15 protein-coding genes and 1 pseudogene are annotated in these 15,767 nt (G+C 71.8%); 9 read left to right on the top strand and 7 right to left on the bottom strand.

Annotated features, from left to right (window positions below; translation table 11 throughout):
• Positions 1-13: 13 nt before the first annotated feature.
• From ACRQ4C_RS01765 to ACRQ4C_RS01775, 3 genes are read right to left on the bottom strand one after another with little or no spacing between them, the layout of a single operon-like run.
• On the bottom strand, positions 14-763 hold the full coding sequence (locus ACRQ4C_RS01765) for a copper homeostasis protein CutC (protein WP_439689849.1): 750 nt from the start codon (positions 761-763) through the stop codon (positions 14-16).
• Entirely contained in the window at positions 760-2,325 is a 1,566-nt protein-coding gene (locus ACRQ4C_RS01770; protein ID WP_290133126.1) for a M81 family metallopeptidase, read from the bottom strand. Before ACRQ4C_RS01770 ends, ACRQ4C_RS01765 begins: the two co-directional genes overlap by 4 nt.
• Entirely contained in the window at positions 2,318-3,502 is a 1,185-nt protein-coding gene (locus tag ACRQ4C_RS01775; protein WP_439689850.1) for an ROK family protein, read from the bottom strand. Before ACRQ4C_RS01775 ends, ACRQ4C_RS01770 begins: the two co-directional genes overlap by 8 nt.
• Before the next feature lie 215 nt (positions 3,503-3,717).
• Here ACRQ4C_RS01775 and ACRQ4C_RS01780 point away from each other — a divergent pair, with 215 nt between their 5' ends.
• The 6 genes from ACRQ4C_RS01780 to ACRQ4C_RS01805 all read left to right on the top strand — a co-directional run bounded on the left by ACRQ4C_RS01780 (position 3,718) and on the right by ACRQ4C_RS01805 (position 11,386).
• Entirely contained in the window at positions 3,718-5,517 is a 1,800-nt protein-coding gene (locus ACRQ4C_RS01780) for a peptide ABC transporter substrate-binding protein (protein WP_439689851.1), read from the top strand.
• A gap of 91 nt (positions 5,518-5,608) precedes the next feature.
• Positions 5,609-6,568: an ABC transporter permease gene (locus tag ACRQ4C_RS01785; protein ID WP_290133123.1), complete on the top strand. Its 960-nt coding sequence runs from the start codon at positions 5,609-5,611 to the stop codon at positions 6,566-6,568.
• 182 nt (positions 6,569-6,750) lie between these two features.
• Positions 6,751-7,644, top strand: a complete 894-nt coding sequence (locus tag ACRQ4C_RS01790) for an ABC transporter permease (protein WP_439689852.1) — start codon at positions 6,751-6,753, stop codon at positions 7,642-7,644.
• Positions 7,644-9,314: a dipeptide ABC transporter ATP-binding protein gene (locus tag ACRQ4C_RS01795; protein ID WP_439689853.1), complete on the top strand. Its 1,671-nt coding sequence runs from the start codon at positions 7,644-7,646 to the stop codon at positions 9,312-9,314. Before ACRQ4C_RS01790 ends, ACRQ4C_RS01795 begins: the two co-directional genes overlap by 1 nt.
• Positions 9,311-10,240, top strand: coding sequence for an ROK family protein (locus ACRQ4C_RS01800; RefSeq protein WP_439689854.1), 930 nt, complete (start codon positions 9,311-9,313; stop codon positions 10,238-10,240). The genes ACRQ4C_RS01795 and ACRQ4C_RS01800 overlap by 4 nt, the downstream gene beginning before the upstream one ends.
• 258 nt (positions 10,241-10,498) lie before the next feature.
• Positions 10,499-11,386 (top strand): SDR family oxidoreductase, encoded by an 888-nt coding sequence (locus tag ACRQ4C_RS01805; protein WP_439689855.1) that lies wholly within the window; start codon positions 10,499-10,501, stop codon positions 11,384-11,386.
• Positions 11,387-11,535: 149 nt separating this feature from the next.
• On the opposite strand, the gene ACRQ4C_RS01810 is transcribed toward ACRQ4C_RS01805, so the two are convergent.
• On the bottom strand, positions 11,536-11,859 hold the full coding sequence (locus tag ACRQ4C_RS01810; protein WP_439689856.1) for a VOC family protein: 324 nt from the start codon (positions 11,857-11,859) through the stop codon (positions 11,536-11,538).
• 125 nt (positions 11,860-11,984) lie between these two features.
• On the opposite strand from ACRQ4C_RS01810, the gene ACRQ4C_RS01815 reads away from it, so the two are divergent.
• The gene (locus ACRQ4C_RS01815; protein WP_439689857.1) at positions 11,985-12,281 is read left to right on the top strand and encodes a Dabb family protein; all 297 of its coding nucleotides are present in this window, start codon (positions 11,985-11,987) and stop codon (positions 12,279-12,281) included.
• Between the two features lie 24 nt (positions 12,282-12,305).
• Here the strand turns inward: ACRQ4C_RS01815 and ACRQ4C_RS01820 are convergent, their stop codons facing one another.
• From ACRQ4C_RS01820 to ACRQ4C_RS01830, 3 genes and pseudogenes are all read right to left on the bottom strand, one after another.
• Entirely contained in the window at positions 12,306-12,515 is a 210-nt protein-coding gene (locus ACRQ4C_RS01820) for a hypothetical protein (RefSeq protein ID WP_439689858.1), read from the bottom strand.
• A 174-nt stretch (positions 12,516-12,689) separates the two neighbouring features.
• Positions 12,690-13,397 (bottom strand): DUF3800 domain-containing protein, encoded by a 708-nt coding sequence (locus tag ACRQ4C_RS01825; protein WP_439689859.1) that lies wholly within the window; start codon positions 13,395-13,397, stop codon positions 12,690-12,692.
• A gap of 323 nt (positions 13,398-13,720) precedes the next feature.
• Positions 13,721-14,209: pseudogene (locus ACRQ4C_RS01830) on the bottom strand (Pr6Pr family membrane protein); the annotation flags it as partial.
• A gap of 25 nt (positions 14,210-14,234) precedes the next feature.
• Here ACRQ4C_RS01830 and pcp point away from each other — a divergent pair.
• Positions 14,235-14,885, top strand: coding sequence for a pyroglutamyl-peptidase I (gene pcp, locus ACRQ4C_RS01835; protein ID WP_439689860.1), 651 nt, complete (start codon positions 14,235-14,237; stop codon positions 14,883-14,885).
• Positions 14,886-14,978: 93 nt separating this feature from the next.
• On the top strand, positions 14,979-15,689 hold the full coding sequence (locus ACRQ4C_RS01840) for a phosphatase PAP2 family protein (protein WP_439689861.1): 711 nt from the start codon (positions 14,979-14,981) through the stop codon (positions 15,687-15,689).
• Positions 15,690-15,767 lie beyond the last annotated feature (78 nt).

The following is a 15,767-nucleotide window of genomic DNA, read 5'->3' on the forward strand; positions in this document are numbered from 1 at the left end:
TCCGGGTACCCGGTCACGCGGCCGCCGTGTCCAGCGCGCGTCGTGCCGCCCGCACGACGTCGGCGTCGGTGACGAAGTGCGCCGAGCCGTCGTCGGAGCCGCCCATCGGCACGCCGGTGTGGGCGCTGCCGGCGGCGGGGCGCTTCGCGGAGAGGTGCACGGCGGCGACCCCCGCCGCGACGAGCGCCGGCACGTCCGCCGGGGTCACGCCGGCGCCGGCCATGACCTGCACGGGCCCCGAGGACTCGACCATCCGCGAGATCGTCGAGGCCCCCGCGGCAGCCGTCAGGGCACCGCCGGAGGTCAGGACGCGGGTGAAGCCGAGGTCCGCGACCGCCGCGGCGGCGGCGACGGGGTCCGCCGCGTGGTCGATCGCGCGGTGCAGGGTGACCTCGGCGGTGGCGCTCACCGAGCGGGCCGCGGCGACGAACCGGCGGAGGGCGTCGAGGTCGAGGGTCCGGTCCGGGCGGAGCGCGCCGACCACGACACCGGCCGCTCCCGACCGGATGACGGTGCGCACCTCGCGCTCCATGAGGTCGACCTCGTCAGGGTCGTGCACGAAGCCGCCGGGCCGGCACCGGACGAGGGCGTGCGCCGGGATGCCGGTCTCGTGCACGGTCTCGACGAGTGCCTGGGACGGGGTGAGGCCACCGAGTTCGAGGCCGACGCAGAGCTCGACGCGGTCGGCGCCGTGGTCGCGGGCGACGACGGCCCCGGCGGGTGACGTCACCGCGATCTCGAGGGCGACGGGGACAGTGGTCACGCGATGGCTCCGAGCGGTTCGTTCGACGGCGGGATGATCCGGGCGCCGAGGTCGGGCGCCGACGGGAACTCCCGATCGTAGGGGAACATCGGCCGCTGGATCCTGTGGTGCCCGAGCCGCTCGAGGTCCTGGTCCACGCCACCCGGGGTGAGCGCGAGCATCCAGTCCGCAGCCATGTCGAAGAGTTCGGGTTCGAGGTACCCGATCTTCACGATGACGACGTCGGCGTCCCGTGGGGCGAGGTCGAGGTCGGTGAAGTCGTGCTCGTGGTGGTACGGCTTCCGGAGCGTCGTGAGGATCGCGAACACCGACCCGACCTGGAGCACGACCTCGGTCTCGGCGTCGCGGTCCCCGTGCTTGACGGCGTGCACCCGGCCGGTCATGGTGAGCGGCCCCGCGTGCACGGCGTCGACCGCAGCCCCGGCGGTGACGGTCACGGTCGCACCGACCCCGGCCTCGACGGCGGTGGCGACGGCCTCGGGCCCGGGGACGCTCGCGTAGATGACGGTCGGGCCGTCGGGCGACGAGAACGCCGGGTTCGCGAGCACCTGCGTCAGCCCCCACGTCATGTCGCCGGAGCCGCCTGCGGTGGGGTTGTCGCCCGAGTCCGAGACGAAGTACGGTCGCGCGGCCCCCGGCGCGAGCGCAGCGGCGAGGCACTCGTCGAACGAGCCGGTCGGTGCGACGAACACGAAGTCCTCGCGGACGTCCCAGAACGCGCGGGCGAGCCGTTCGGCGCCGGCGGCGACGGCCTCGCGGTCCCACCCGGTGACGACCGTGACGGCGCGGTCGCGGGGCTGGTCCGCCCAGGCGTAGCCGACCCAGATCGCGGCGTCGAGGACACCCGGGGTGGCCTCGACCTCCGGCACCTGCGCGTACAGCGAGGCCGCGGGTTCGATGCGCGTCGAGGTCTGCTCGCCGGGCAGCAGCACGGGGATCGGCACCCAGGCCTTCACGGGACGTTGCTCGCCGACCGGCTTGGTCGTGAGCACGTCGACGAGGTTGCGGACGGCGCGCTCCTTCGTCTCGAGGGCGTCCTCGTGCGGGGCCATCCGGTAGCAGGTGACGAGGTCGACCTGGTGTGCGAGCTCCGCGGTGACGTTGCCGTGCAGGTCCATCGAGGCCGACACGACGACGCCCGGTCCGACGACCGCGCGGATGCGTCCGAGCAGGTCCGTCTCGGCGTCGTCGAGGCCCTCGACCACCATCGCGCCGTGGATGTCGTACCAGAGGCCGTCGACGGCCCCGTCCGCGACGATCGCCGCCAGCCGGTCACAGATCTCGGTCGCGAGCGACTCGTACGAGTCGCGGTCGACCATGCCGCCGGGAAGGGCGTGCCCGATGAGCGCGCCGCGGAAGTCGGCCCGGTCGGCGTACGACGCGAGGAACGGGTACCGCGCCACGACCTCGTCGCCGCGGTCCGGGTGGAACGCCGGTGCGTGCGTCCGGGTGGGGGTGAACGTCGAGGTCTCGATGGCGAGCCCCGCGATCGCGATCACCGGGCGACGGACGCCGGACGCAGCGGGCGCGGCAGGCACGGACTCAGACACGGACTCAGACACGGACGTTCCTCTTCCTGACGGTGGACTGGGGGATGGGCGCCGAGAGCTCCTCGAGCGAGGCGGTCAGGCCCCGCTGCAGCGCGAACTGGCCGGCGCCGACGAGCCCGGCGTCGGCGCCGAGCGACACCGGTTCGATCGCGAGGTGCTGCGTCATGAGCGGGTGGCAGCTCTCGTACAGCTGGCTCCGGACGGCGGCGATGAACGGGTCGAGCGTCGACAGGATGCCGCCGAGGTAGACCGCGTCCGGGTTGAAGAAGTTGACGTTGGCCGCGAGGACCTCACCGAGGTACCGGCCGGCGAGCCGCACGGCACGGGTGGCCTCGGGGTGCGCGTCCGAGGCGAGCCGGACCACGTCGGCCGTGGACTCGACCGCGACCCCGGCGTTCGACAGGATGCGGACGAGCGCGGCACCGGAGGCCACCGTCTCGAGGCAGCCGGTGTTGCCGCACGAGCACGGGGTGTCCCCGGCCGCGTCGATGCGCACGTGCGTGATGTCGCCGGCGGACCCGGTCGACCCGCGGTAGAGCCGGCCGTCGATGACGATCCCGGCACCGATGGCCGAGCCGGCCTTGATCGTGATGGTCTGCCGACGCGACGGGTCCTGCACGCTCCGCTCACCGGCGGCCATGCAGTTCGCGTCGTTGTCGACGACCGCCGGCAGCCCGAACCGCTCGGTGAGCCAGGACGCCACCGGGAAGCCGTTCCACCCGGGCATGCGGCTCGGCAGGTCGACCACGCCGGCCTCGACGTCGACCGGGCCGGGCAGGCTGAGGCCGACCCCCCGGAGCCCCGCGCGCCCCTGCTCGTCGGCGAGACGCTCGAGCATCCCGGCGAGTCGCTGGAGCCCGGCGGTCGGACCGTCGGCGAGCGCGAACGGGACGTTCGCGACGGACTCGAGCGCGCCTCCCGGTCGGACCACGCCGATGCGGGCGTGACCGCCACCGACGTCCGCGGCGACCGCGTACTCGTCGGCCCCGCCGATCCGGAGCACCTTGCGGGGGCGCCCGCCCGTCGAGACGTCGGTGCCCTCCTCGGCGAGGAGCCCGTGCGCGAGCAGCTGCGCGACCACGTGCGAGACGGTCGACGGCGCGGCACCCAGCAGCGTGGCGATCTCGGTGCGGCTCGAGGCCTGTCCCGAAGCGACGAGCTCCAGGACGCGGGCGCTGAGGTCGGCCACGACTTTCTCCAATCCGGTGGAAAGCGATCGGCGACCGCCCGTGAGTCCGAGCCTAAGCGGCAGATCGACCCGTCCACCCTTTCGCCCGAACCGCAGAAACGAACTATTTACATCGGATTGTTTGTTTTTCCAACGCCTTTGGTCATTGACTGTCCCCGTGCCGACCGGCACGCGTGCTCCACACCCCGACACCTCCCACGCACCAGGAGACACACATGACCAAGCCCCGTCGCTGGGCGCTCCTCACCGGAGCCGCGATCGCCGTGAGCGCGCTGCTCGCCGGCTGCTCCGGAGGCGGCAACGCCTCGTCCGGCAGCAGCAACACCGACGAGATCAACTACGCGCTGCCGGCGAACTTCACGCCGAACTGGATCCTGCCGATCGGCACGGCAGCGCACCTCAACACGAACAACGGCTCGATCGCGCAGTCGCTGTACGAGCCCCTCGTTGCGTACGACGGCTCGACGGGCAAGATCGCGTGGAACAAGGCCGGCTCCGTGGCCACCGACGCAGCGTTCGCGAAGGACGGCACGAGCGTCACGATGACCCTCGGCGACCGCCACTGGTCCGACGGCAAGCCGATCACGAGCCGCGACGTCGAGTTCTGGTTCAACCTCATCAAGGCGAACAAGGACCAGTGGGGCTCGTACTCGAAGGGCAAGGCGCCCGACAACTGGACCTCGTTCAAGGCCGTCGACGACACCCACTTCACGATCACGTTCGACAAGGCGTACAACGCCGACTGGATGCTCGCGAACCAGCTGAGCCACATCATCCCGCTGCCGCAGCACGCCTGGGACAAGACGAGCGCGAGCGGTTCGGTCGGCAACGCGGACGAGACCACCGCGGGCGCGAAGCAGGTCTGGAAGTACCTCAACACCGCCGCCGGCAAGATCTCGGACTACGCCAGCGACGACCTCTGGAAGACCATCTCCGGCCCGTACGGCGTGAGCGCGTTCACCACCGCCGGCAAGGTCACGCTGACGGCCAACAAGGAGTACGACGGCGGCGAGGAGCCCGCCATCAAGACCGTCAACCTGCTGCCGTTCACGTCCGCCGACGCCGAGGTCAACGCCGTCCGCTCGGGCGGGGTCGACTACGGCTACATCAACGCCACCGACATGGACCAGAAGGCATCCTTCGAGGCCAAGGGCTACGAGGTCAAGCCCTGGACCGGCTGGGCCATCACGTACATGCCGTACAACTTCAACAACCCGACCATGGGTGCGGTCTTCAAGCAGCTCTACGCCCGCCAGGCCGTGCAGATGTCGATCGACCAGACCTCGCTGTCGAAGGTCGTGTTCAACGGCACCGCCACCTCGACCTACGGCCCGATCCCGCAGGCGCAGGAGTCCGACTACGTCTCGTCCGTGCAGAAGGACAACCCGTACCCGTTCAGCACCTCGAAGGCCAAGGCGCTCCTGACCAGCCACGGCTGGGAGGAGCAGGGCGGCACCATGGTCTGCACCGACCCGGGTACGTCCGACAGCCAGTGCGGCGAGGGCGTCGACAAGGGCACGAAGTTCACCATGAACGTGCTCTCGCAGTCCGGTTCCACCGTCACCGACAACATGATGAGCGCGATCCAGTCCTCGCTCGCGAAGACCGGCATCGGCTTCACGATCAAGACCGCGCCGGTGTCGAGCGTCCTGTCGCAGACGCCGACCTGCACCAGCGACGAGGCCAGCTGTGACTGGGACCTCTCCTTCTTCGGCACCGCGGGCAGCTGGTACTTCCCGGCCTACCCGACCGGTGAGTCGCTCTTCCAGACCGATGGTTCGGCCAACTTCGGGTCGTACTCGAACAAGGAGGTCGACCAGCTCATCGACGCGACCACCACGTCGACCGACTCGACCGCCGTGCAGGACTACAGCGCGGCCGTCGCGAAGGACCTCCCGGTCATCTGGCTCCCCGAGCCCGACTACCAGATCTCGGTCGTCAAGAAGGGTCTGACCGGGTTCGACCAGGACTCCCTCGCGAACTTCCACCCCGCCCAGTGGAAGTGGAGCAAGTAACACCCAGGACAGCCGGGAGGCGCGGTGCGCGTCCGACGCGCACCGCGCCTCCCTCCCGGCTCACGTCTCCAATCCGACCATCGGAAGCCGCATGACCACCGCTCTCTACCTGCTCCGGCGCGTGCTGCAAGCACTCGCCGTGGTCCTCATCGTCACGATCGTCGTGTTCTGCCTGCTGCACGCCCTGCCGGGCGGACCCGCCCGCGGCGTCCTCGGCGTCTCCGCGACGCCGGCGCAGATCGCCGCGTTCAACCAGTCGCAGGGACTCGACCAGCCGCTGCCCGTGCAGTACCTCCGGTTCCTCGGACGCCTGCTCACCGGCGACATCGGCATGTCGTACACGCTCAACGAGCCGGTCTCGCAGCTCATCGCCGAGCGCCTGCCGAAGACCCTCGTGCTCACCGGCATGTCCGCCGTCCTCGGGCTCGTCATCGCGATCCCGGTCGGGATGTGGCAGGCCGTCCGCCGCAACGGTGCGGTCGACTACGCGGCCACCGCGCTGGCGTTCGTGTTCTACTCGACGCCCGCGTTCTTCCTCGGACTCGTGCTCATCATCGTCTTCAGCCAGCAGCTGCCGTGGCTGCCGTCCCAGGCGCCGAGCGGGAACACCCTCGCCGAGGTGTTCCAGGACCCGGCCGGCCTCGTGCTCCCCGTCGTCACCGGCGCCCTCGCGATGATCGCCGTGTTCAGCCGGTACATGCGGGCCTCGACGCTCGAGAACCTCCAGGAGGACTACGTCCGCACGGCTCGGGCCGGGGGAGCCTCGACGGCGACGATCCTCCGGCGGCACGTGTTCCGGAACTCGCTCACCCCGGTGGTCGCGATGCTCGGCTACTACCTGCCCGTGCTGTTCGGCGGGGCCCTCGTGACCGAGCAGCTGTTCAACTACCCCGGCATGGGGCTGCTGTTCTGGAACGCGGCGCAGACGTCGGACTACCCGACGCTGCTCGGCTGCGTCCTCGTCATCTCGATCGCGACCGTCGTGGGCACGCTGCTCGCCGACGTCGCGCAGTCCCTCATCGACCCGCGAACGAAGGCGAGCCGCGCATGAGCGTCGTCACGTCCCTCATCGACACTGCGCCCACCGACGACGTGATGGGAGTCCGCGCATGAGCGTCGTCACGTCCCTCATCGACACTGCGCCCACCGACGACGTGATGGGAGTCCGCGCATGAGCGCCGTCGCGTCCCTCATCGACACTGCGCCCACCGACGACGTGATGGGAGTCCGCGCATGAGCGCCGTCCAACTGGCACCGGAGGCCCCCGGCGCACCGGTCACCGTCGCCGCGACCGGCTGGAAGCTCGCGGTCCGACGCTTCCGCCACAACACCCTCGCGGTGATCGGCCTCGTCGTCATCGTGGTGGTCGTCCTGTTCTGCTTCGTCGGCCCGTTCCTGTACCCGACCGACCAGACCCACACGCAGCTCGACCAGGTGAACCTCGCCCCGAGCGCCGCGCACCTGCTCGGCACCGACGCCGTCGGCCACGACGTCCTCGGCCGCCTGATGTTCGGCGGCAAGGTGTCGCTCTTGGTCGGCATCGCGGCGGGCATCCTCGCCACCGTGGTCGGCACGCTGTGGGGCTCGGTCGCCGGGTACGTCGGGGGGTGGGTCGACGCCGTGATGATGCGCGTCGTCGACGCCGGCATCGCGATCCCTGCGCTGTTCATCCTGCTCGTCATCTCGGCCATCACGACCCCCGGGGTCTGGGGGCTCGTCGTGATCCTCGGGCTCGTGTCGTGGCTCGTGCCCTCCCGACTCATCCGCGCCGAGACCCTCACGCTCAAGAACCGCGACTACGTCCTCACCCTGCGCGCCATCGGTGGCTCCCACGCCCGGGCGATCGGTCGCCACCTGCTGCCGAACTCGGTGTCCACGATCGTGGTCGCGGCCACGTTCCAGGTCGCCGACGCGATCCTCCTCGTGGCGTACGTCTCCTACCTCGGACTCGGCGTCCAGGCCCCCGCCACCGACTGGGGCGGCATGCTCTCCGCCGGCCTGACCTCCGCCTACTCCGGACGCTGGTGGCTCATCGTGCCACCGGGACTCGCCGTGATCCTCGTCGTCTGCGCGTTCAACGCCGTGGGCGACGGGCTCCGGGACGCCTTCGACGTGAGGGGCCGCTGATGTCCGTCCTGACCACCACCGACCTCGGGGTCACCTTCTCGACCGAGTCCGGGACCGTCGACGCCGTCCGCGGTGTCACCCTGCACGTGGAACCGGGGGAGACGCTCGCGCTCGTCGGGGAGTCCGGCTCCGGCAAGTCCACCGTGGCGCTCGCCGCGATGGGACTCCTCTCCGGCAACGCCACCGCGACCGGCAGCGCCGTCGTCGACGGGCACGAGGTCGTCGGCGCCCCGGAGTCCGCACTCCGTCCGCTCCGCGGGTCGACCGTCTCGATGGTCTTCCAGGAGCCCGCGACCGCGCTCGACCCGCTCACCCGGGTCGGCGCGCAGATCGCCGAGGTGATCCGGAACCACGAGGACGTGTCCGCCGCGGCCGCGTCGGCCCGTGCGGTGGAGCTCCTCGACCGGGTCGGCATCCCGTCGCCGGCCTCCCGCGCGAGGGCGTACCCGTTCGAGCTGTCCGGCGGACAGCGGCAGCGCGTCGTCATCGCGATGGCGATCGCGAACGCGCCGAAGCTCCTCATCGCCGACGAGCCGACGACCGCGCTCGACGTGACGGTGCAGGCGGAGATCCTCGAGCTGCTCCGCGGACTCGCCGCCGACACCGGCACGGGCGTGCTCCTCGTGACGCACAACATGGGCGTCGTCGCGGACTTCGCGGACCGGGTCGCGGTCATGCTGCAGGGCGAGGTCGTCGAGACCGGCGGCGTCGAGGAGGTCCTGCTCCGTCCGCAGCACGACTACACGAAGCGGCTGCTCGCCGCGGTGCCGCGGCTCACGGTCGCGACGGGCGATCGGCCGTCGGCGTCCGACGCGGCCGTGACGGCCGGGAGGCACGACACACCCCCGGTGGTCGACCTCCGGGACGTCTCGGTGACGTTCGGGCGCGGGGCGCGTGCGGTGCACGCCCTCCGTGGGATCGACATCGCCGTCCACGCCGGGGAGACCGTCGGACTCGTCGGCGAGTCCGGCTCGGGCAAGTCCACGGCCGCACGCGTCGCGCTCGGCCTGCAGAAGCCGACCTCGGGCAGCGTGCACCTCTTCGGGACCGACCTCGCCCGGGCTCGCGGACGCGATCGCCGCACGCTCCGCTCCGGCATCGGCGTCGTGCTGCAGGACCCCGTCGCCTCGCTCGACGCCCGCATGTCCGTCGCCGAGTGCATCGCGGAGCCGCTCGCCGTGCACCGTCGTGGCACGTCCTCGGCCGACAAGCGGCGCCGCATCGACGAGGTCCTCGACGCCGTCCGACTGCCCCGGACCCTCGCGTCCCGGGCGCCGCGGGAGCTCTCCGGCGGGCAGCGCCAGCGGGTGTCCCTCGCGCGGGCGCTCGTGCTGTCGCCACGGCTCCTCGTCGCCGACGAACCGACCAGCGCGCTCGACGTGAGCGTGCAGGAGACCGTGCTCGACGTGCTCCGGGAACTCCAGGGCGAGCTCGGGTTCGCCTGCCTGTTCGTCTCGCACGACCTCGCCGTCGTGCAGCAGTTCGCCGAGCGCGTCGTCGTGATGCGTCAGGGCGTCGTCGAGGAGCAGGGCGCGACCGGTGCCACCCTCGTCCACCCGGAGACCGACTACACCCGGCGGCTCCTCGCGGCCGTCCCGGTGCCCGACCCCGTCGTCCAACGTCGCCGCCGCGCCGAACGGCTCGCCGGACTCGGTACGGTGACCGCATGAGCGCCGAGGTCATCGCCGGCATCGACGTCGGCGGGACGAACACGAAGGTGCTGCTCACCACGCCGGACCTCGAGGTGCTCGACCGCGTCGACCTGCCGACACCGGCGCACGCCGGCGGGGCGGCCATCGTCGCGACCGGCGTGCGCGCGGTGACGGACCTGCTCGACCGGCACCGGGCCTCCCTGGCGGGTGTCGGGATCGGCGCAGCCGGTGTCGTCGACGCGGGGACCGGCACGGTCCTCGTGACCGGCAACTCGTTCACCGGTTGGGCCGGGTACGGCGTGACCACGGCCGTGTCCGAGGCCCTCGGCGTCCCCGCGACCCTCGACAACGACGTGAACGCGTTCCTCCTCGGCGAGGTCGCGACCGGCGCCGTCGCGGGGGAGCCCGACGTGCTCGGCATGACGCTCGGCACCGGGGTCGGCGGGGCGCTCGTGCTCGGCGGGACGCTCTTCGCCGGGCCGCGCGGTGCCGCGGGCGAGATCGGACACGTGCCCGGCTTCGGGGACGCGCTGTGCACGTGCGGACAGGTCGGGCACCTCGAGACGCTCGCCGGAGCCCGCGGCATCGCCGACCGCTACGCCGAACGCTCCGGACGCCGGGTCTCCGCCCGCGAGGTCGCCGAGGCCGCCCGTGCGGGAGACCTCGACGCCGCCGCCGTGTTCGAGCGGGCCGGGTGGGGTCTCGCGCGTGCTGCCCTGCTCACGGCGGGGATCCTCGACGTGACGACCGTCGTGATCGGCGGTGGGATCGCCCGCTCGTGGGACCTCCTCGAACCGGCCGTGACCGCCGCCATCGCCGCCGAACCGCCCGTCAGCGGCGCCCCGATCCGGCTCGCGCAGTCGACGCTGGGGTCCGACGCCGTGGCGCTCGGCGCGGCGGCGCAGGCGCGGGACCTCGTGCTCGGGGGCGCGCCCGTCGTCTGACGCGGAGGCGCCGCCGCCGACTGCACGACCGCCGGGCGCGCCCGGCGACCGCACCGTCGTGCGCCGCCGCCGCACAACCGAAGACAGTGCGAACCGTGGATCTCCACGGTTCCGACGGACTTCGGTTGTGCGGCGGCCATCCGCGTCGGCGCGCAGCCGGGCGCGCGCCCGTCGGCCGCCGGCGCGCGCCGGCGTCCGATGCGCGCAGCCGCCCGCACGCTGGACCGGTACCGAGCGAAGCGCGGGCATCGTGGGCGCATGAGCCAGTACGACAAGCGCGACCCGAACACCCTCTACCCCGCACCGCCGTACCCGGAGCAGGAGCAGTCGCTGCCCGGTGCCGCGTGGAAGATGGACCCCGAGCCGGACCACGGCGAGCAGAGCTACGTCGGCAAGGAGCGGCTGACCGGCTACCGCGGCATCGTCACCGGCGCCGACTCGGGCATCGGCCGCGCCGCCGCGATCGCACTCTCCCGCGAGGGCGCCGACCTCGTGCTCTCGTACCTCCCCGACGAGCAGGAGGACGCCGAACAGGTCCGCAACCTCCTCGAGGGCGAGGGGCGACGCGCGGTCCTCTTCCCCGGCGACATCTCCGACGAGCAGTACTGCCAGGACCTCGTGCAGAAGGCCGTCGACGAGTTCGGTGGCCTCGACACCCTCGTCATGGTCGCCGGTCGGATGGACAGCAACGACGACATCCTGACGCTCAGCACCGAGCACTTCGACTCCACCTTCAAGACGAACATCTACTCGCTGTTCTGGCTGACCAAGGCCGCGGTGCCGCACCTCGAGCCCGGGTCGACGATCGTCACCACCGGGTCGATCCAGGCGAGCACGCCGTCGCCGGACAAGATCGACTACGCGGTGTCCAAGGGGGCGGTGAAGCTCTTCACCGAGGCCGTCGCCCAGCAGCTCGCACCGAAGGGCATCCGGGTGAACTCCGTCGCCCCCGGTCCGGTCTGGACGCCGCTGCAGCCGGGGTCCGACGACGCCGAGACCGTGGCGCACTTCGGCGAGTCGTCGCCGTTCGGCCGTCCCGGGCAGCCCGCCGAGCTCGGTGCCGCCTACGTGCACCTCGTCAGCCCGGAGTCGAGCTACCAGTCGGGCTCGACCGTCACGATCGCGGGCGGGACGCCCGCCTTCTAGACCTGCCCAGGAAGCAGACTGGCGCGCCCCGCTCGGCGGCGACGCGAAGCGTTGCGCGGGGCGCGCCGACCGAGCCTGCGAGGGAGGTCGGTGCCAGCTGGCACCGCGCCTCCCGTCCGTCACCCGGCCGCCTTCGCGACCGGCGGCCGTCAGCCCTGCGGGGGCGCGTACAGCTGCAGGTCGTTGCCCTCGCTGTCCGTGAACGGGACGATCCGTCCCCACGGGTGCTCACTGATGTCGCCCGTGAACTCGGCCCCCTTCGACCGGAGGGCGACGACCTCGTCCTCGAGGCTCCCGTCCGGCTGGAACGTGACGACCGCGCCGCCACCCTCCGACGGGGTGGCCGACTCCCGGGCGTTCAACCCGAGCCGCAGCCCGTTCGCGTCGATCTCGCTCCAGTCGTCCGACTCGCTCGCGACCGCTCGCTGCATGTCGCTGACCGGTACCCAGACCGCTGCCACTCCACTCGCCATGGTGTTCCCTCTCGTCGTCGTTGTCGTGCCCGGCCGACGGTGGGTCGCGCGGATGGGCACGGTCACAGGCGCGGAGGTGTCCCAGCCGGGCACGGGCAGCATGGGTCGTGACGACGGGAGCAGCGATGGCAGGCGTGACACACGTGGTACTGGTGGCGTGGAACGGGACCGAGGGACTGGCCGCGCAGGCAGACGCCCTCGCGCAGGAGCACCTGCCGCGCATCGACGGCGTGGAGTCGGTGCGCTCGGGCCCGAGTGTCAGCACCGAGGGCCAGGAGGGTGGTTTCGACTGGATGCTCGTCGTGCGGTTCCGCGACCGGGCGGCGCTCGACGGGTACCTGCCACACCCCGAACACCAGCCCGTGTCCGCGCACATCCGAGCGGGCAGCGAGCGCGTCGTGGTGTTCGACGTCGCGGACTGACCGTCACGGTGGGGCTCGCGCCCGTCATCGCTCCCGGTCCGGCTCCCGTGGACGACTGACCGGGCCGAAGAAGTCGGCGTAGACGGGGTCGTGGGGCAGGTTCTCCGCGAGTCGTCGGTGCACGAGGGCCTCGACGTCGGCGGGGTGGAGCATGCCGCGGCGGTGCCACTCGCGGCGGTCGTGGACGTGCCCGCAGGCCACGTCTTCGTCGTCGGACCGCTCGAACGTCCCCATGCGCGCCCCGCTCGTACATCACCGTTCAGGGGTAACACTACACAGACGGATCCGTGCCTCGGGAACTGCTGGTTCGCGCGTTGCGGTATCGTGTTGAGCACGACGGGCCGGTTCCCGGGACGTCGCCAGCCGAAGGCCCCGTACGTGGGGCCTTCGTTCTTTCCAGGGACGGGGTCAGGGGACCCACGTCTGCCGGTGAACGACCACGGGCTCCACGAGGTCCCACTGCCGTCGGAGCGTCCGGCGGGCCGCTTCGTGGCGAGAGCGCACGCGCTCGCGCCGGTAGTGCACGTACAGCGCGAGGTCGACCACCTGCAGTCCGTCGCTGAGCCTCGACGTCGCGAAGTTGATCGGCGCCGAGAGGTGCGTCAGACGAGACGGATGCTCGCCCGAGGTGCCGAACGCCTGGTAGCCGGTGAAGGCTCGTTGGTGCTCAGCCTGGGTCGTGATCTCGTCCGCGACGATGATGGCCTGCTCGTCAGGGTCGTGCATCCCGACGTAGTGGTCGATCTGCTCGAGGAGGTGCGCGAACACGATCGCATGGGGTGGCTCCGGGTAGCGGAACCTCGCCTTCAGGCGGGCGACGTCGAGTCCGCGGAAGATGTACCGCACACCGCTCTCGCGCGCTGCTGACAGTGCTGCGAAGGAGATTCCGGCAGCTTCTCGGTGGCGACCCCGGAGCGCCGCCCACGGCCCGGTGCCGCCCATGAGTTCGTGCCCGTGGAACTCGATGTCGTGGGCGGTCCCGTGCTCGCGGGCGGTGCGGTGCCGAACGGCGCTGAGCCGAGACGAGAGCGTCTCCCACTCGTCGAACGTGGCGATGGCGGCACCGATGAAGTAGGCATCGCGATCGTACGATTCGTCGACGTACGCGATGAGCATCGGACAAGCGTTCCATGACCGCGCCGGATCTGCCGGGTCCTGTGGATACGGGATGGGTGAGCGCCGGAACGGAGGCGCGGGGTGGGCCCGCACCGCGCCTCCCGTCCGATGTCGGCCCGTACGGGCCGTGCGGAGGCGCGCGTTCTCGTCAGGCCGCTCGAGGTGCGTCCGCACGTGCCGCGCGACGGCGCACCATCGCGTTCCCCGACGCCCGGACGAGCACGGCGAGCACGAGGAACCCGACGAGCAGCGCGGCACAGTAGAGCGCGACCCCGCCGTGACCACCGACCCGTGCCGGGTTGAAGAACGGGTACGAGCGAGTACGCGGTGTACACAGCAGGGACGATCGCGGCCGCCCAGATCATCGAGACGGGCTGGCGGTGCCGCGGGCGGTCCACGAACCAGTCGAGCACCACCGCTGCGGGGATCACCATGTGGTGCACCACGTTCACCCACGGCACGAGCTCACCGAGGTCCGCGCCGGCCAGCAGCGTGTTGAACACGAGCCCCACGAAGGCGAGGTACACGACCGACGCTCCGCGCACGACCTCCCACACGCGGGACGACGGCACACCGCGCAGCAGGCGGACCGCACCGACCACGAAGACCGTGCTGGCGTAGAGGTTGCTGAGGATCGTGAAGTAGCTGAAGACGCTGACCAGGCTGAAGTCGGCACGGATGCTCAGCACGACCTGCGTCACGACCCCGGCGACCGACGCGGCGGCGAATGCGAGACGGTCGGCAACCAGGAGGGCTGTCTTCACGGGGCCACCATGACGACGGCCCGGCACCCTGGTCTCCCGCACACGCACGCACCTCGGTGCCTAGGCTGGTGGCGTGGCCGACACGACCGGAACGACCGTCCTGCTCACCGCCTTCGAGCCGTTCGGCGGCGCTGCGACGAACCCGTCCTGGGACGCGGTGTCGGCGCTCGCCGCACACTGGGACGGCCCGGCTCGGCTCGTGACCGAACAGCTCCCGGTGGTGTTCGCCGAGGTGCGGCAGCGCCTCGCGGCGGCGATCCTCGAACACCGGCCCACGGTGGTCATCGCGACGGGCCTCGCCGAGGGACGGACCGCGGTCACGCCGGAGCGGGTCGCGATCAACGTGCAGGACGCCCGGATCCCCGACAACGCCGGAGCGCAGCCCGTCGACGAGCCGATCGACCCGAACGGGCAGCCGGCGTACTTCACGACCCTCCCGATCAAGCGGATCGTCGCCGAGGTCCGCGCCTTCGGCATCCCCGCGGCCGTGTCGAACACGGCGGGGACCTTCACGTGCAACCAGGCGTTCTACGAGGTCATGTCCCTCGCCGGCCGTGAGGGACTGCGTGCCGGCTTCGTGCACGTGCCGGCCACCCCGGGTTTCGGTGACGGAACAGCGCCGACCCTGCCGCTCGACGACGTCGTCCGTGCACTCGAGGTCGTCGTCCGCGAGGCGCTCCGCGGCGGGCCCGACCTGGTCGAGGAGGGTGGCGCGGAACACTGAGCCGGCCGCCGGGGTCCCGGTCGCTGAACGGTCTCTGATGGATCGTCACGGGAATCGGGGCCGCGGTCGTCGCCGACCTGGGACGATGGTCGGATGACCGCCGACGACTCGCAGCTCCGCCGCTCGTCCGCCGATCGCGACGTCGTCGGCATCCTCGAGCCCGCCCGGTACCCGCTCGCGTCGGTGCTGCTGGCCGTCGTCGCGGTGCTCGTGATCACAGGGGTCGGGTTCACGCTCGGGACGCTCGACCTCGGGCTGTCGAAGGCGCTCAACGCACTGCACACCGGGGTCATCGGCGCGTTCACCGACGCCGTGTACCACGTCATCAGTCCGGTCCCGGCGATCGCGATCACGTTCGTCGTCGTCGGCGTGGTCTGGTGGCGGACGCGCGACCTCCGGCCGGCGATCGCGTTCGGCGGGACCATCGCGATCACCTGGATCCCCTCGGCCGTCGTGAAGGAGATCGTGCACCGCGCGCGGCCCGACGTCGCCGTGCTGCCGCACCCGTTCCCGGTGCAGCCGGACCCGGGCTACCCGAGCGGGCACACGGTGTACATCACGGCGTTCGTGATCGCCCTCATCTGGCTGCTGCGCGAGAACCGCTGGCACCGGGTCGTGCTCGTCGCCGGTGTCGTGGCGATCGTCGTGGTGTTCTTCGCGGTGTCGATCGACGCCGTGCACTACCCGACCGACGCGGCGGCCTCGATCCTGTGGTCGCTCGCGGTGGCCCCGGGCGTCCGGGTCGTCTGGGTCGACTGGCTCATGCCGCGCATCCCGTTCCTGCGCGGTCCGCGTCGGGCCTGAGCGCGACGGTCTGGCCCCGGGCCGGGCCGGGCCGGGCCGGGCCGGGCGACGAAACGCGCGCGTTTCGACGTTGCACGC

Origin of the sequence: Curtobacterium sp. SP.BCp, assembly GCF_051903255.1 — a bacterium.
GTDB lineage: Bacteria > Actinomycetota > Actinomycetes > Actinomycetales > Microbacteriaceae > Curtobacterium.

What these genes read in the sequence shown, in the direction of transcription:
- ACRQ4C_RS01810 (WP_439689856.1), bottom strand. Translation starts at nt 11,859, where the DNA reads ATGGCGAGTGGAGTGGCAGCGGTCTGGGTACCGGTCAGCGACATGCAG.
- ACRQ4C_RS01780 (WP_439689851.1), top strand. Translation starts at nt 3,718, where the DNA reads ATGACCAAGCCCCGTCGCTGGGCGCTCCTCACCGGAGCCGCGATCGCC.
- ACRQ4C_RS01820 (WP_439689858.1), bottom strand. Translation starts at nt 12,515, where the DNA reads ATGGGGACGTTCGAGCGGTCCGACGACGAAGACGTGGCCTGCGGGCAC.
- ACRQ4C_RS01840 (WP_439689861.1), top strand. Translation starts at nt 14,979, where the DNA reads ATGACCGCCGACGACTCGCAGCTCCGCCGCTCGTCCGCCGATCGCGAC.
- ACRQ4C_RS01785 (WP_290133123.1), top strand. Translation starts at nt 5,609, where the DNA reads ATGACCACCGCTCTCTACCTGCTCCGGCGCGTGCTGCAAGCACTCGCC.
- ACRQ4C_RS01815 (WP_439689857.1), top strand. Translation starts at nt 11,985, where the DNA reads ATGGCAGGCGTGACACACGTGGTACTGGTGGCGTGGAACGGGACCGAG.
- ACRQ4C_RS01790 (WP_439689852.1), top strand. Translation starts at nt 6,751, where the DNA reads ATGAGCGCCGTCCAACTGGCACCGGAGGCCCCCGGCGCACCGGTCACC.
- ACRQ4C_RS01795 (WP_439689853.1), top strand. Translation starts at nt 7,644, where the DNA reads ATGTCCGTCCTGACCACCACCGACCTCGGGGTCACCTTCTCGACCGAG.
- ACRQ4C_RS01800 (WP_439689854.1), top strand. Translation starts at nt 9,311, where the DNA reads ATGAGCGCCGAGGTCATCGCCGGCATCGACGTCGGCGGGACGAACACG.
- ACRQ4C_RS01825 (WP_439689859.1), bottom strand. Translation starts at nt 13,397, where the DNA reads ATGCTCATCGCGTACGTCGACGAATCGTACGATCGCGATGCCTACTTC.
- ACRQ4C_RS01805 (WP_439689855.1), top strand. Translation starts at nt 10,499, where the DNA reads ATGAGCCAGTACGACAAGCGCGACCCGAACACCCTCTACCCCGCACCG.